The sequence below is a fragment of the Nesterenkonia muleiensis genome, from assembly GCF_003600155.1.
GTDB classification, from domain to species: Bacteria; Actinomycetota; Actinomycetes; order Actinomycetales; family Micrococcaceae; genus Nesterenkonia; species Nesterenkonia muleiensis.
The window spans coordinates 44,700-60,592 of the sequence record NZ_QWLD01000034.1; the positions used below are offsets into that span (position 1 = coordinate 44,700).

Sequence of the window (15,893 nt, forward strand, 5' to 3'; positions counted from 1 at the left end):
AGTCTGGTCGGCGGAAGTAGCTGCAACACTGCGTTCATTGGAGCAAATGTAGGATGCTCTGAGCGCATGTGACGCTTCATCGCACCCGTTTGACCGATACCGAGCACACAGGAGGCTGAGATGTCGCCAAGGCCTGTGCCCGCCGTGTGCCGCGTCGCTCTGTATGGTGCCCCGGCCGTGGCGGGAGGCGTTCGGTGACCCTACTGGTCCTGCTGTTCCTCACCCTCCTGCTGGTTCCCGCAGCGGCCGCTGTTCACACGTTCCTGGGCCGCGACACCGGGTGGTTCGCTGCAGCGGCGCTGCTGGTCCTGGGAGGCTTCAGCCTCATCTGGCTCCCCGGGGTCATCGCCGGCGAGACCATCGACGAGCACCTGCCGTGGATCCCCACAGTAGACGTGGGCATCAGCCTGAGGCTCGACGGCCTCGGCATGGTCTTCCTGCTGCTGGTGCTTTTCATCGGAGCGCTGGTGATGGCCTACAGTGCCCGCTATTTCTCGGCCAAGAAGAAGACCAGCGACTATTACGTCTGGATGCTCCTGTTCGTCTTCGCCATGTCAGGCATGGTGCTCGCCGATGACATGATTCTGCTGTTCGTGTTCTGGGAGTTCACCACGCTGTGCTCCTTCTTTCTCATCAACCGGTCCGGGGACAAGGCGCCGGCTCCGGCCCAGCGGACGCTGCTGATCACCATGGCCGGCGGCCTCGGGCTGCTCACCGCGGTGCTGTGGATCATTGTGCGCACCGGCACCACCAGCCTCTCGGCGGCCCTGCAGCACGAGGTCTGGGCCGAGGACGCCGTCTTCACCGGCGTGGTGGCCGTGCTCATCGCCTTCGCCGCCTTCACCAAGTCGGCCCAGTTCCCCTTCCACCTCTGGCTGCCCGACGCCATGGTGGCCCCGGCCCCGGTGAGCGCCTATCTGCACGCTGCAGCCATGGTCAAGGCTGGCATCTACCTGCTGTTGCGCTTCTCCCCGGTATTCGAAGGCGTAGTCGTCTGGCAGTCCCTGTTGATCATCTGCGGTCTGATCACCGCCCTGATCGGTGCGCTCTTTGCGCTGCAGCGCCACGACATCAAAGAGATCATGGCTTACTCCACGGTCTCCCAGCTGGGCTTCCTGGTGGCGGTGATCGGCATCGGCACCCCCATCGCGATTGCCGCAGCGACCATCCATGTGATTGCCCACGCGCTGTTCAAGTCCAGCCTGTTCATGATGGTGGGCATCATCGAACACGAGGCACACTCCAGAGACATCCGCGAGCTCAACGGCTTGCGCAGGGCCATGCCGGTCAGCTTCGTGATCACGGTGCTGGGCTGTTTGTCCATGGCAGGGATTCCTCCGCTGTTCGGCTTCGTCTCCAAGGAAAACCTGCTCAAAGGCCTCCTGTCCGCCACTGAGGAGCCCGCACTGTTCGGCCCGGGACTGACCTGGACGCTCACCCTGCTGGGCGTGCTGGCCGCAGTCGGCACGTTCGCCTACTGCGGCCGGATCGTCCTGGGCGTGTTCACCAGCTACACCGGCACAGGAGACCACGACGAGGCCAAAGCGCCGATGGCGCCCGGGGCCGCCCACGAAGCGCCGCTGTCCTTCAACCTTCCGGCGCTGCTGCCCGCCGCCGCGGGCGCTGTCCTCGGCTTCGTTCCCTTCCTCTTCGACGGCCTGCTGACCGCTTCAACCCAGGCTTCGACCACCTCAGGCTATGAGCCGTACTTCTACCTCTACGGCGGTCTCAGCACCGATCTGATGCTCTCGGTGATCATCATGGGTCTGGGCGTCGTCGCCGTTCTGGCGAGAACCCGGCTGGACAGTCTCATTCCGCGGCGGATCCTGCCATGGACCGGCGTGGAGGTCACCGAGCAGCTGCGCACCGGGAGCATCGCCTTCGGCCGCCGGGTCGGAGACATCACCCGTACAGATGTCCACGCCGTGCACCTCACCGCCCCCGGTATCTTCCTGGCCGGTATCTTCCTGGCCGGTCTGCTGCACGTCGGGGACGTGGGAGATTTCACGGCCGGACATACCCGAATGACCGACTGGGTGCTCATCGGCCTGCTGGCGGTGTTCCTGCTGGGCACCGTGATCACCGAGTCGCGGACCGCAGCGGTGGTGCTCGCCGGCGGAGCAGGCTTCGTGGTCGGCGCCTGGTACTTCGCCCTGGGGGCCGTCGACGTGGGCATGACCCAGCTGCTGGTGGAGATCCTCACAGTGGTGGTGCTGGTCCTGGTGCTGCGAAAGCTCCCGCGCAAGTTCCACAGGGTCTCCCGGTCCCGCACTGCGGTCTCTGCGGTGGTGGCCCTCTGCTTCGGTGCGGTCGCTTTTGTGGCGACCTTTGCGCTGACTGGCCGGCGTGGGCAGTCACCGGCGGCACAGTGGTACTTGGAAGAGACCTACGAAACCGTCGGCGCGCTCAACACCGTCAACTCCATCCTGGTCGACTTCCGCGCCCTGGACACCTTCGGCGAGCTGACCGTGCTCGGGGTGGCGGGCTTCGCGATCCTGGCGCTGCTGAACTCCGCTTTCTCCACCTCTGACTCGCATCCGGCAGAGTCCAAGCTGTGGGTGGGCACTCCCTTGGACCACGCCGCGGATAACACTCAGGCCATGCGCAGCGTGTTCAACTGGATGGCTCCGTTCATCGTGCTGCTCTCCCTGGTGCTGCTGGTGCGCGGCCACTACGATTCCGGTGGCGGTTTTATCTCCGCGCTGGTGCTTGGCGGGTTCTTCGCCCTGCGGTATCTGGTGGCGCCCTCTGACTCTGCGGTCAAACTCCGGTTCGACTATGCCCTGATCATAGTCGGTGGCATCGCCATCGGTGCAGTGATCGGGCTTGCCGGTTTCCTGGACGGGGCCGAAGGGTCCTACCTGAGGCCCATGGTGATCTGGGAGAATCTGCCGCTTCCCTGGGGCACGGAGGCCGGCTTCACGCTTACCACCGCGCTAATCTTCGATGTCGGCATCTACCTGGCGGTCATCGGTGCGGTCCTGGTGGCACTGGACCGGCTGGGCCAGGCCCAGCGCTATCCGGCTGAGCTGCTCAAGGCCCATATGAAGTCCCAGGGGCAGAGGACCGGTCAGATCGAGAGTATCGAGATGCACGCCGGTGAGGACCCGGGTGACGTACCCCTGGAAGCAGAGGGCGAGGGCTGGCACCCAGAGCCTTTCACCAGCCGGCCGCGAACCGGCGGAGGAGATGAGGCCTGATGAGTATTGCCATTGCCGTCGGGCTGCTCACCGCCGCAGCGGTCTACCTGTTCATGCAGCGGGGCATGGTGCGCATCGTGCTGGGTTTCGTGATGGCCAGCCACGCAGCCAACCTGCTGCTCTTCGCCGCCGGCAACACCGCTTTTCGCGGCGTGCCCTACATCGGCACCTCAGACTACGGAGAGGGCGGAGATCCGCTTCCGCAGGCTTTCGTGCTGACAGCGATCGTGATCGCCTTCTCCATCACCATGTTCATGATCACTCTGGCGATCACCACCACCCATGACGACGATACGGAGAATGATGAGGAATCACCGGCCAAAGTGCTGACCTCAACGGACACTGGCGACGCCGCGGGCTCTTCGGTGGACACCGCCGTCACCGGAGCAGCCGCTGCGGGCACAGGGGGCGCGGATGCCTCGCCTCTGAGCCCGGTGCACGATTTCGAGGCCCAGGACGATGACACCGCGGAGGTCCCCAATGCTGTGGATGGAAGGCGCCAGGGCCGGCGCAGGAGGGATGTGACGTGACGGAGCTGCTTCCCCCGCTGCTGCCGCTGCTGGTCGGCATCCCCCTGCTGATGGGCGCCTTGGGCGCGGCTCTGCGCAAGAGCAAGCGCGCCCGGCACATGATCAGTCTGGGCACCCTGACAGCTATGTTCGCATTCTCGGTCCTGCTGGTCATCGAGACCCATGACGGAACCGTGCTGGCGCACAAGGTGGGATTCTGGGACTTCACACCCCAGGTGGCCATTCCCTTCGTGGTGGACGCCCTGAACTCCCTGGTGCTGATGATCATCACCATTCTGGGGATCACCAGCGTCATGTTCGCCATGGCCACCCACGAGGCCAGGGCCCGGTTCTACCACCCGTTCGTCCTGATTCTCATGGCCGGTGTGGCCGGGGCGCTGATGACCGGAGACATCTTCAACCTCTTCGTCTTCATCGAGGTCATGCTGCTTCCCAGCTATGGTCTGCTGGCGATGATGGGGGCCAAGCTCGGTGCCCATGGTGCGCGGATCTATGTGTCGGTGAACCTGCTGGCCTCAACACTGCTGCTCTTCGGCGTCGGTCTGGTCTACGGCACCGCCGGCACGGTCAATCTGGCCGAGCTGCACGGGGCTGCCGTGGATGATCCGGCAGTGGCAGTGGGCGGCGGCGTCGTGCTCACGGCCATCGGCATCAAAGCCGCAGTGGTCCCGGTGCACGGGTGGCTGACCCGCACCTACCCGATGACCTCGCCTGCTGTCACCGCATTGTTCTCAGGCATTCATACCAAAGTCTCGATCTATGCGATCTACCGCATCTACTCGGTGATGTTCGACGGTGACGAGCGCTTCCTGTGGATCGCACTGCTGGTGACCAGCCTGACCATGCTCATCGGTGTGCTGGGGGCGATCGGAGAGAAGACCACCCGATCCATCCTGGTCTTCCACATGATCAGTCAGATCGGGTACATCCTCATTGGTGTGGGCCTGTTCACCGGCCTGGGGCTGACCGCCGGCATCTTCTACCTGCTGCACCACATGATCGTGAAGGCCAGCCTGTTCATGTCCACCGGCGCCATCGAGGAGACCTACGGCACAGGCGAGATCGACAAGCTCGGAGGCATGCTTAGACGGGAGCCGCTGATTGCCGTCACCTTCATGATCGCCGCCCTGTCCCTGGCCGGTCTGCCTCCGTTCTCCGGGTTCGTGGCCAAGTTCAGCATCATCCAGGCCACCTTGGAGCTCTCGCACTACTGGGTGGCTGCGGTGGCGGTGATCGTCAGTGTCTTCACGCTGCTGTCGATGCTCAAGATCTGGGTGGGCGTCTTCATGGGCAAACCCCCTGCCGACTTGGAGGACCGCGCCCTGGCCTACCAGGAGAGAATGCACGGCAAACGGTATCTGCGGGTGCAGGCGCAGGCGGAGAACCCCACGCTGACCATCGGCCCGCCCACGGCCACCATGTCCGCGGTCCTCTCCGGTGAGCGGGCGGTCCGGGTCCCGGTCAAGCTCATCATCCCGGGAGCGATACTGGCCGCCATCACCGTGTTCTTCGGCTTCGGCGCCGAGCTGCTGATGCTGCTCTCGGAGACCGCCGCGGAGAACCTGCTGAACCCTGAAGGCTACGTGGAGGCGGTGATGGACGCATGAGCAGCCCCGCATCCCTGGCATCATGGCCCTGGCGCATGGTGAGCTTCCTGCTCTGGTACGCCAAAGCCTTTGTGCTCGCCAATGTCTACGTCACCCTGGATGTCCTCCGGCCCAAACGGCGAATGCGGATGTCACCGGCGATCATCGCGGTGCCGGCGGCCAGTGCCTCTGACACGGAATGGACTCTGATCTCCTGTCTGATCACGCTGACTCCGGGGACACTGACACTGTCGATCTCCCGCGAGCACCAGATTCTCTATGTGCACGGCATGTTCGTGGACTCCCGGGAGGCCCTGGTGGGGGAGATCCAGGAGATGGAGGACAGGATGTTGCGGGCTCTGCGGCGCTCTCCGGGTGACCTGACTCGGCCAACCCGCTTGCCCGACGTCGTTCCCGGCGAGGAGACCCCGGGAGGTGAGGGACGGTGATCTCAGACATCACCTTGGAGATAGCCCTGATCCTGCTGGGCCTGGGGATGCTCCTGGCCGGTGTGCGGGCCTATCTGGGGCCGAAGATCACCGACCGGGCCGTGGCCGCTGACCTGATCTTCTTCGCGATCATCGGGTTCATCGCACTCATCGGTCTGCGCAGCGATTTCGAGGCACTGTTCGACATCATTCTCATCGCCACCCTTCTGGGCTTCATGGCTGCCATCTCTATGGCCCGGCTCGGATCAGGAGGACGCCGCTGATGGAACTCCAAGGAATCATGCACGGTGCAGGCCTGGTCTTCATCTTCCTGGGGATCTTCACCATCATTGTGGCCGGCCTCGGACTCTTCAGACTCCCTGATCTGTATCTGCGGGCCTCAGCGGTGGGCACCTCGGCCGGGCTCGGAGTGGCCTCTATTGTCCTGGGAGCGCTGCTGATGGACTTCAGCTGGCTCAACCTGCTCAAGGCGCTGCTGGCGATCATCGCCCAGCTGCTGACCTCTGCGGTGGGCTCGATGGCCATTGCCCGGTCCGGATACCTCAACAACTCCAGGCCCGCGGAGATCACCCATACTGATGATCTCATCAAGACCAGGCGGGACTCCGCCGACTCCAGGTAGGCCGAACCCCGGTAATGTGGGGCCCATGAGTGAGCAGCAGCCGGGACTTCAGCCGTATCACGCCCGCGAGCGCACAGAGGACACCCATGATGTGTTCGAGGAGGAGGCCTCCTATGAGGACGCTGCACGCCCAGGTACCGTCTTCGCCGCTGCCGACCAGCCGTATATGGTCAAGGCCCGCCAGCGTGAGGAGTATGCCGAGGGTGCAGGAGAAGAGCACGACGGCGCCCAGATTGCCTCACCGCTGAAGCTCACCGGCACCACGTGGAAATACAGTCTCAAGCGCACTCTGGCTGAGTTCGGCCGGGACCAGTGCACCGATATGGCCGCCGCACTGACCTACTACACGGTGCTGTCCATCTTCCCGGCGCTGATCGCCCTGGTCTCCATCCTGGGCCTGGTGGGCGAGGCCGACCGGGTCACCGGGTTTTTCGTGGATCTGGTCGATGACATGACCGGCGGCGATGAACAGGTCATGGAGACTGTCAACAACGTGGTCGGCAATATCACCAGTGTCGGGGGAGCGGGGCTGGGGCTGGCCATCGGTATTCTGCTGGCGATCTGGACGGCGTCGAACTACGTCAACGCCTTCTCCCGGGCCATGAACCGCATCTGGGAGGTCGAGGAGGGCCGGTCCTTCCTGCAGCTGCGTCCGGTGCTCTATGCAGTCACGGTGGTGCTGATCCTGCTGGTGGCGGCGGCCGGAGTGATGCTGGTGGTCTCCGGGCCCATCGCTGAGTCTCTGGGCAACACCGTCGGGCTGGGGGAGACCGCGCTGACGGTGTGGAGCTGGGCCACTCCGGTGGTGCTGATCGTGGTGGCCGCAGCCGGGATCGGGCTGCTGTACTTCGCCACTCCGAACATCCGTCAACCCTGGTCCAGGTGGGCTTCTGCCGGCGCGCTGATCACCATTGTGGTCATGGTCATCACCACGGTGGGCGTGGGGTTCTACGTGATGAACTTCGCCAACTATGAAGCCACCTACGGGGCGCTGGCCAGCGTGATCATCTTCCTGTTCTGGGTCTACATCATGAATACAGTCCTGCTGCTGGGTGCCGAGCTGGATGCCGAGCTGGAGCGAGGCAGGCAATTGCAGGCCGGTGTGGAGGCAGAGCGGACCATCCTGCTTCCGCCGCGGCAGACCAAAGGGGTGGAGAAGAAGAACTCCTCCTACGAAAAGCTGGTGGCCTCAGGGCATGCTCTGCGGATGTCCAAGGGGGAGACGAGTGACCCCGAGGACCTTTGGCGGCGGTAGTCCGGGGTGTGGCTGGTGAGCTGTGCAGTGGGGCCCTTCATGTGACTCGCATCTCATGACGTAACAATCCGTCATATTTCATGATGCGGAAGATCCTGCTAGAAGGCAGCTTGCGTTACGGCGGTGTTTCTCCAGGTGATTTGGTCGACGATTTGCCTTGAGCAAGCTTGGCGTGACCTGAATTTTTCCTGAGTATCAACTTTCCCGAAAAGCCGGGGAAGTCCTGGGAGAAAATCAGGTCCCTGCCGTCCTGAGTCGATGTTTCGCGGAGATTGAATGGCTCGGCTTGACTTCTAGGGGGCAGATGCTACTGCCTCGAGAGTGCGGTTCTACTAGGCGGTAACGATTCGATTACAAGGCTGGAAATGTCTCACCTGATGAACCGGGCGGCCGTAATCTGGGTTCCACCTTTGTACCGGTTCTGTGCTGTGCACCACCGGTCACTTAGCACCTACTCGCATGAGGAGCAAGAAGTGAAACTACGCAAACTGTCTGCTGCGGCCGCCATCCTGGCCTCCAGCGCGTTGGTCCTATCGGGATGCACCCCCGGCGACGACGATGACAACGGCAACGGTGACGACGTCACCGATGAGAACGGCGAGACCACCGACGAGGGCGGTGAGGAGGACGGTGACGAAGGCGAAGCCAGCGGTGAGCGCGAGGCCCTTGACCTGGAGACCACCGACGATGAGATTCACGTCTCCGTGGCCGATGTCGACTTCGTGTCCTACAACGGCAACGCCCGTACCGCCAACAACACCACCAACTCCGCCATTGTGGGCCTGATGGGCTCCAGCTTCTGGTATTTCGGCACCGACCTGTCGATCAATCCCTTCGACGAGTTCGGCTCTTACGAGGTGATCGACGAGGGCGAGGCCGTCTATGAGGAGGACGAGGACGGCGAGACCGTTCTGGATGAAGAGACCGGTGAGCCGGTCATCAACGAGGACGAGTCCTCTCCGATGGTCGTTGAGTACACCATCTCCGACGACGCGGTCTGGTCGGACGGCACCGACATCACCGTGGCTGACTTCGTCCTGACCTGGGGCACCCAGGCGCCGGGCATCAGCAACCCCGACTTCGACGAGGAGGCAGCCGAGGAGGACCCGGATTACGACGAGTCTCCGCACCTGTTCGACTCGGTCTCCAAGTCCTTCGGTGAGTACGTGCCGGACGGCCCGCAGGGCGATCTCGACGGCAAGACCTTCACCGTCGAGTACTCTGACCACTATGTCTACGTCGACTGGCAGCTGGTCGTCGGCGGTCCCCAGCCTTCGCACATCGTGGCTGAGCAGGGCGGACTGAGCGTGGAGGAGCTGGCTGAGGCCTTCTACGAGAAGGACGGCGGCGCGCTCGAAGAGGCTGCTGAGTTCTGGAACACCGGCTGGCACGTCCAGGGCGGGGATCTGCCCGACGCCGACCTGCTGCCGTCCTCCGGTCCGTACGTGCTGGACTCCTACGCCACCGGTGAGTACCTCTCACTGGTCGCCAATGAGGACTACTGGGGCACTCCGGCCGGCACTGAGCGCGTCACCTTCCACTTCCTGGATGACGGCATTATGACCCAGGCATTGGAGAACGCCGATGTGGACGTGATCGCTCCGCAGGCAACGGTGGACACCCTCGAGCAGCTCGAGGCATCCAACCGCGACATCGAGATCTATGAGCAGGAGCTGGCCACCTGGGAGCACCTGGACCTCAACCACGGGTCAGAATCTCCGTTCAGCGACCACGAGGTCCGTGAGGCGTTCGCCCTCTGTGTCCCGCGTCAGCTGATCATCGACAACCTGATCGCTCCGTTGTCTGATGACATTGAACTGCTCAATGCTCGTGAGGTCTTCAACTACCAGGACCATTACGACGAGGTCGTCTCTGAGTCCTACGACGGCCGCTACGACGAGCAGGACATCGAGCGGGCCCGCGAGCTGTTGGATGAGGCGGGCCACGACACTGTCGAAATCGAGATCGGCTACCAGGCTCCCAACCCGCGCCGCTCCGACCAGGTGCAGCTGATCTCCGAGCAGTGCTCTGAGGCAGGCTTCGAGATCTCCGACGGCGGACACGACGCCTTCTTCGCCGAGGTCATCCCGACCGGGGACTGGGACGTGGCACTGTTCGCCTGGGCCGGTTCCGGGCAGATCGCCTCCGGCCGCAACCTGTACCACTCCGAGGGCGGTCAGAACGACGGCAACTGGAGCAACGAGGACCTCGATGCCGCCTGGGACGAGCTGGTGGTCACCATGGACGAAGAGGACCGGATCCCGCTGATCCAGGAGATCGAGCGGATCCTCTGGGATGATCTGATGAGCATTCCGCTGTTCGTCCACCCGGGCACCTTCGCCGCGGATGCTTCGATCGACAACGTTCGGACCACCGCCGCGCAGACCGGCATCACGTGGAACGCCGACCAGTGGCAACGCTCCGCTGAGTGAGGTTCAGTCCCCGGACTGATCTTCACTGAACTCAGGTAAGTGAATACATGACGGTGGGGTCTGGCAGAGAGTGTTTCTGGCAGGCCCCACCGGCTGTACCTCCTGATTATTCTGGAAGGCGACCCCAGCATTGCTGAAATACACCCTAAAACGACTCGGCAGCACGGTGTTGGTGCTGTTCCTCGCGTCCATCCTGGTCTTCTTTCTCACTGTGCACTCCGGCGACCCGCTGGCGGACCTGCGTGAGAGCAACGACCCGGACGCTCCATTCGAGATGGAGCAGCGCATCTATCACATGCAGCTCGACCAGCCCTGGTACACCCGGTACTGGGGGTGGCTGCAGGGAGTACTGGGCTGTTTCCGGCTCTCCTGCGATTTTGGCACCAACCGTGAAGGCCAGGACCTCAACCCCATTCTGATGCAGGCTGCGGAGGACTCTCTGCGGCTGGTGTTCATCGCGACCATCGCGTCCATCGTGCTGGGTATCCTGATCGGAATTCTGACCGCTATCCGTCAGTACTCCGTCTTCGACTACAGCGTTTCTTTCATCGTCTTTCTCTTCTTCTCCCTGCCGACCTTCTGGGCAGCGGTGTTGGCCAAGGACTACCTGGCCATCTACTTCAATGACTGGATGCAGGAGGGCGCAGAGTTCTCCTGGGGGCAGCTTCTGCTGATATCAGGCGTGATGGCCGTGGTGGTACCGCTGATTGCCGGTGGTTCGGCCATGCGGCGGCTGGTGACCGGCGCAGTGGTGGGCCTGTTCAGCGCTGGGGCTCTCTGGTACTTCGACTCGGCGCAGTTTGCGCTCTACCCCCGGGTCGGTGCTCTGGGCGTCATCCTCCTGTCTTTCGGCCTGGCTGTGGGTCTGACGGCACTGATCGCGGGATTGAAAAACCGGCAGGTGCTCTACACCGCGCTGACTGTGGCGGCACTGAGCATCGTCTCCTACTACGCCACGTGGAATCTGCTGCAGGATCCACCTGGAGGGTGGTTCTTCCTCGGGGCGCTGTTCGTGCTGACCATTGTGATCTGTGTGGTCATTGCTCGCACGATGGGCGGCTATGCTAAGGGGCAGGCCACTTCAGTGGCTGTGCTGACCGGTGTGCTGAGCTCAGCGCTCATCCTTCTGGATCACTTCATGTATCACTGGCCCAATATGATGTCGCTGAAGCCGCGCCCGATCTCGACCATCGGTTCGCACACTCGGCGCTTCACCGAAGACGACGTCACCTGGTGGCAGGTGAACCTTGATCTGCTGACCCAGTTGTGGATTCCCACAGTGATTCTCATGCTGATCTCACTGGCCACCTATACCCGCTATACCCGCTCCTCCATGCTTGAGGTCGCCCGTCAGGACTACATCCGCACGGCCCGCGCCAAAGGCGCTAGTGAGCGAACGGTGGTGCTCAAGCACGCTTTCCGCAATGCGTTGATCCCGCTGGCCACCATTGTTGCCTTTGACTTCGCGGGCCTCATCGGGGGCACGGTGGTCCTGGAGCGGATATTCAACTGGAACGGTATGGGGCAGCTGTTCGTCACAGCGCTGCAGCAGGTAGACCCAGCACCGGTGATGGGCTTCATGATCATCACCGGCTTCGTGGCGGTGCTCTTCAACTTCTTCGCCGACATTCTTTATGCCGTTCTCGACCCAAGGATCCGAGTATGAGCGAGCAGACTCCTAATACTTCACAGACTGAACAGGACATGGCCGACCTCGCCGAGGTCGAGGATGCCAAACTCCAAGCCAAGGGGGTGTCCCTCTCCCAGAGCCAGTTGGTGCGCCGGCGCTTCTTTGCGCATAAGCCTGCGGTGATCTCCCTGATCCTCCTTGCTTTCCTGACAGTGCTGGCTTTCAGCTCCATCGGCTACGGGATCATCCCCGGCTGGTGGGACAAGACCTTCACTGCCACCGGGCCGGTGCTCAACGGTGGGCAGCCCACGATGTTCCAGGACGGGCAGATCCTCGGTGAGCATCCCTTCGGCCAGACCCAGATGGGCCAGGACTTCTTCGCCCAGGCGATGTACGGCATGCAGCAGTCGCTGATCATCGCCTTTGTGGTAGGCATTGTCTCCACCATGATCGGTGTGGTGGTCGGTGCGGCGGCTGGATTCTTCCGCGGGTGGATCGAGTCTCTGCTGATGCGTGCCACCGACATGGTCATCGTGGTGCCGCTTCTGGTTCTCGCCGCCATTCTCGGGCAGATGGTGGCAGGTAACGTGTGGGCGCTGGCACTCGTCCTCGGTTGCGTCACCTGGACGGGCCTGGCCCGTCTGGTCAGGGCCGAGATCCTCTCCCTGCGGGAGAAGGAGTACGTCTCGGCTGCTATCGCCATGGGTGCATCACCGACACGCATCATCCTCAAGCACATGCTGCCCAACAGCGTCGGTGTGATCATTGTGAACGCGACCTTCTCCATCGCCGCGGCAATCCTGCTGGAGTCCACCCTGTCCTTCCTGGGGCTGGGTGTTCAGCTTCCTGAGGTCTCCCTGGGCTCCTTGGTGGACTATTACCAGGGGGCCTCGACGACGCGTCCCTGGCTGTTCTGGTTCCCGGGACTCTTCATCATCGCCATTGCCCTGTCGGTGAACTTCATCGGTGATGGTCTCCGTGATGCCTATGATCCACGCCAGAAGCGTGTAGGAGATCGGCGCCCCGGACTCCTGCAGGCCATGGGCCTGCGCGGCATCAACCGTCGCGGCAAGGACCGTACCCAGGGCGCCGGCGAGGCACCGGGTCAGCCCGGTCAGGCCACCCATGTGGTCTCCGCGGCGGAGCCCAAGAGCAATCCCCTGCGTCAGTGGAGGAAGAAATGAGTCTGATGACGATACTCGCCGAGATTGATTACGAGGAGCTGCTCGAAGATGCTGAGGGCCAGGAGTTCATCTTCAGCTGGGAGCCGCTGATCATCTTAGGCATCGCCCTGGTGATCATTCTGGTGTACCTGATCGCCTCTCGACTCCTCCGGTCCAAGAAGGAACTCCCGCCAGGTGAGTTCCATCTGGAGAAGGCAGAGTTCGAGACGGACAAGGCGCTGCAGTTCCAGGACGTGAAGGTCACCTTCGCCACTGAGTTCGGCACCGTGGACGCAGTCCGTGGTGTCAGCTTCGACGTCGGCCCCGGTGAAGTGGTGGCTGTGGTCGGTGAGTCCGGTTCCGGAAAGTCGGTCACCAGCTCAACCACGATGGGCCTGACTGCGGAGAACGCGAGTATCAGCGGTGAGGTGTTCCTCGACGGGAAGAACATCACACAGATGATGCCCGGGGCTCTGCGCGGGCTGCGCGGCAACGAGATCTCCATGGTCTTCCAGGAACCGATGACCGCGCTGAACCCGGTGCTGAAGGTCTCCGACCAGCTGACCGAGGTCTTCCAGATCCACGGAAAGGCCTTCGGCGCCGAAGCCCTGGCCAAATCCATTGAACTCCTGCGCTCCGTGGGAATCCCAGACCCGGAAAACCGGATCCACGAATACCCTCACCAGTTCTCCGGAGGTCAGCGCCAGCGCATCGTCATCGCCTTGGCGGTGGCGAACAACCCCAAGGTGATCATCGCCGACGAACCGACCACCGCATTGGATGTCACCGTCCAGGCAGAGATCCTGGACCTGATGCGCCGGCTGAAGGACGAGTCCAATACGGCCATCCTGCTCATCACGCACAATATGGGTGTGGTCGCGGATATGGCAGACCGTGTGGTCGTCATGTTCCAGGGCGAAGTGGTCGAACAGGGGCCGGTGAAGCAGATTCTGCGCAGCCCGCAGCATCCTTACACCCAGCGGCTGCTCGACGCGATGCCGGAGCTCCGCTCGGAGACCAGCGCAGAAGAGCAAACACATATCCATGCCGAATCCGCTGCCTATGAGGACACGGAGCCGGAGGACGGCTATGCCCTCCAGGGCAAGGACCTTGCCCTGGCCTATAAATTCCGCGGCAGATCAAACCGGGTGGTCGAAGGCGTCAATTTTGCTGTGAAGCGTGGTGAGATCCTAGGCCTTGTGGGTGAGTCCGGGTCCGGTAAATCCACCATCGCCAAAGCAGTCTTGGGGCTGCTCGAAGTCGATGATGGAGAGTTGCTGATCCGCGGCAAGAACCTGCCCGCCCTGCCTCGCCAGGAGAGGCGAGCCCTGCGCCGTGAGATCGGTGTGGTATTCCAGGACCCGGCGGCCTCTCTGGACCCGCGGTTTCCCATCGGTGATGTGATCACCGAACCGATGGTGGTGCATAAGGTCGGTACCGCCAAAGAGCGTGCGGCGCGGGCCAAGGAGCTGCTCGATGCGGTGAAGCTGCCCACCGACGTCATCAACAGGTATCCGCATGAGCTCTCCGGCGGACAGCGCCAGCGTATTTCGATTGCTCGGGCCATGAGTCTGAGCCCCTCGATCCTCATCGCCGATGAGCCCACCTCGGCCTTGGACGTCTCCGTTCAGGCCCGGGTGCTGGAGATGTTCGCCGAACTGCAGCAGCAGTTCGAGTTCGCCTGCCTGTTTGTGACGCACGATCTTGCCGTGGTGGACCAGCTGGCTGATCAGATCATGGTTTTGGAGAAGGGCCGTATGGTCGAGTACGGCCGTAAGGACCAGATTCTCCGTGCCCCCCAGGAGGACTACACCAAGCGGCTGCTGGCTGCGGCCCCGGTCCCGGACCCAGATCTGCAGGCCAAGCGCCGCCAGGCACGTCGGGAACTGCTGGCGGCACAGGGCCTGTCCCTGGACTGAGAGCTCAGTAGGGAGACGAGACGATGAGTCAGGAGCACAGCAGCGCCACCGAGGCCGCCCGCCGCCTGGGCAGCCGTGACTGGATGGAACCGGCGCAGCAGCGCCGGAAACGCTGGGGAAGAAAACGCACTGCGGCCATGATCGTCGTCGGAACAGTGGTGATCGGAGGGGCATTCGTCATCGCCGACGGCCCCCGCCAGACGGGACTGACCGATGCCCTGGGCCTGACCTGTGGTGAGTATGTCCACCCTGGTGTCCTGGAACCCAGCCACGCAGACCAGCCTTGGCGCGGAGAAGGTCATCCACAGGATGTTTTCGAACCCTGGGACGCTCAGGTCCAACGTTTAGAGGCTCGAGCCACCGATGAGGAGGACTACAGCGTCGAGGCCGTGGCGGCCTTCATCGACGAGGTGGAAGCTCTGGCCGAAGAGCATGGGGCTGAGCCGGCCCTTGCCGCGTTCAAAGGCTGGAGTCCCCTGCGGGCGGGCTTCTCCGCCGTGGCCGGCGAGAACTCGGTGATCGTCGGTGAGCATATAGAGACTCAGTCGAGTACAGATCGGGTATCCCTGGTTGACCCGGCAACAGCTGAGACCACCCTCAGCGCAGCGCTGGAACACCCTGAGCGCGAGCATTGGGAGGACCGGGAACCGGTGCTCTACGGCGTGGGCGAGGCAGACGGACAGCTGATCCTGCAGACCCCCACCGCTCGTGGTGACACCGATGTGGTGGTGGTGGGACCGGACGCAGATGAAGACCCTGAGTGCATCCGGCTGGAGGGCGGATTCGCACCCACGCGCTATCAGGAGGGCTTTCCGGGCGCCTGGCATTCGGTGATGGATCTCCACCAGGTGGACAACCGCGATGAGCATCAGTTCCTGATGATCCACGGCAGGGAGATGGACACTGCCGGCAGTCCGCATCAGCTCAGCAGTGTTGATGTCACCACCGGTGAGGTTGAGCCCTCTTCGGGTGACCTCCAATGGGAGGACGGGACGGACGTGGAATTGAACGGTTTTGAGGTTCATTCCTTGGAGGAACTCGGTGATAGTCACTATTTCCTGGACTGGCACTACGGCTACATCGTCTTCGAAACGACGTCCTGATCCG

General features: G+C 62.8%; 12 protein-coding genes. All 12 read left to right on the forward strand.

Features of this window, described 5'->3' with window-relative positions:
• Window positions 1–194: 194 nt before the first annotated feature.
• Entirely contained in the window at window positions 195–3,200 is a 3,006-nt protein-coding gene (locus tag DVO78_RS09045; protein ID WP_120004488.1) for a DUF4040 family protein, read from the forward strand.
• Window positions 3,200–3,730 (forward strand): sodium:proton antiporter, encoded by a 531-nt coding sequence (locus DVO78_RS09050; protein ID WP_120004489.1) that lies wholly within the window; start codon window positions 3,200–3,202, stop codon window positions 3,728–3,730. Before DVO78_RS09045 ends, DVO78_RS09050 begins: the two co-directional genes overlap by 1 nt.
• Window positions 3,727–5,337, forward strand: a complete 1,611-nt coding sequence (locus tag DVO78_RS09055; RefSeq protein WP_120004490.1) for a monovalent cation/H+ antiporter subunit D family protein — start codon at window positions 3,727–3,729, stop codon at window positions 5,335–5,337. The genes DVO78_RS09050 and DVO78_RS09055 overlap by 4 nt, the downstream gene beginning before the upstream one ends.
• Complete coding sequence (locus DVO78_RS09060; RefSeq protein WP_120004491.1) at window positions 5,334–5,765, forward strand: Na+/H+ antiporter subunit E; 432 nt, start codon at window positions 5,334–5,336, stop codon at window positions 5,763–5,765. Before DVO78_RS09055 ends, DVO78_RS09060 begins: the two co-directional genes overlap by 4 nt.
• Entirely contained in the window at window positions 5,762–6,028 is a 267-nt protein-coding gene (locus tag DVO78_RS09065) for an MrpF/PhaF family protein (RefSeq protein ID WP_120004492.1), read from the forward strand. Before DVO78_RS09060 ends, DVO78_RS09065 begins: the two co-directional genes overlap by 4 nt.
• Window positions 6,028–6,387 carry a monovalent cation/H(+) antiporter subunit G gene (mnhG, locus tag DVO78_RS09070; protein WP_120004493.1) on the forward strand — a complete coding sequence of 120 codons (360 nt, stop codon included), beginning with the start codon at window positions 6,028–6,030 and terminating at the stop codon, window positions 6,385–6,387. The genes DVO78_RS09065 and mnhG overlap by 1 nt, the downstream gene beginning before the upstream one ends.
• A gap of 25 nt (window positions 6,388–6,412) precedes the next feature.
• Window positions 6,413–7,642 carry a YihY/virulence factor BrkB family protein gene (locus DVO78_RS09075; protein WP_238385222.1) on the forward strand — a complete coding sequence of 410 codons (1,230 nt, stop codon included), beginning with the start codon at window positions 6,413–6,415 and terminating at the stop codon, window positions 7,640–7,642.
• 473 nt (window positions 7,643–8,115) lie between these two features.
• The gene (locus tag DVO78_RS09080) at window positions 8,116–10,074 is read left to right on the forward strand and encodes an ABC transporter substrate-binding protein (protein WP_157983966.1); all 1,959 of its coding nucleotides are present in this window, start codon (window positions 8,116–8,118) and stop codon (window positions 10,072–10,074) included.
• A 130-nt stretch (window positions 10,075–10,204) separates the two neighbouring features.
• Window positions 10,205–11,740, forward strand: a complete 1,536-nt coding sequence (locus DVO78_RS09085; protein WP_120004495.1) for an ABC transporter permease — start codon at window positions 10,205–10,207, stop codon at window positions 11,738–11,740.
• Window positions 11,737–12,888 (forward strand): ABC transporter permease subunit, encoded by a 1,152-nt coding sequence (locus DVO78_RS09090; protein ID WP_120004496.1) that lies wholly within the window; start codon window positions 11,737–11,739, stop codon window positions 12,886–12,888. Before DVO78_RS09085 ends, DVO78_RS09090 begins: the two co-directional genes overlap by 4 nt.
• A gap of 5 nt (window positions 12,889–12,893) precedes the next feature.
• Window positions 12,894–14,786 (forward strand): ABC transporter ATP-binding protein, encoded by a 1,893-nt coding sequence (locus tag DVO78_RS09095; protein ID WP_120004497.1) that lies wholly within the window; start codon window positions 12,894–12,896, stop codon window positions 14,784–14,786.
• A gap of 23 nt (window positions 14,787–14,809) precedes the next feature.
• On the forward strand, window positions 14,810–15,889 hold the full coding sequence (locus DVO78_RS09100; protein WP_120004498.1) for a hypothetical protein: 1,080 nt from the start codon (window positions 14,810–14,812) through the stop codon (window positions 15,887–15,889).
• Window positions 15,890–15,893: the final 4 nt, after the last annotated feature.

Bases quoted from the DNA above. Each gene is read 5' to 3' on its own strand.
- DVO78_RS09050 (WP_120004489.1), top strand. From the start codon at position 3,200: ATGAGTATTGCCATTGCCGTCGGGCTGCTCACCGCCGCAGCGGTCTAC.
- DVO78_RS09060 (WP_120004491.1), top strand. From the start codon at position 5,334: ATGAGCAGCCCCGCATCCCTGGCATCATGGCCCTGGCGCATGGTGAGC.
- mnhG (WP_120004493.1), top strand. From the start codon at position 6,028: ATGGAACTCCAAGGAATCATGCACGGTGCAGGCCTGGTCTTCATCTTC.
- DVO78_RS09075 (WP_238385222.1), top strand. From the start codon at position 6,413: ATGAGTGAGCAGCAGCCGGGACTTCAGCCGTATCACGCCCGCGAGCGC.
- DVO78_RS09090 (WP_120004496.1), top strand. From the start codon at position 11,737: ATGAGCGAGCAGACTCCTAATACTTCACAGACTGAACAGGACATGGCC.
- DVO78_RS09095 (WP_120004497.1), top strand. From the start codon at position 12,894: ATGACGATACTCGCCGAGATTGATTACGAGGAGCTGCTCGAAGATGCT.
- DVO78_RS09100 (WP_120004498.1), top strand. From the start codon at position 14,810: ATGAGTCAGGAGCACAGCAGCGCCACCGAGGCCGCCCGCCGCCTGGGC.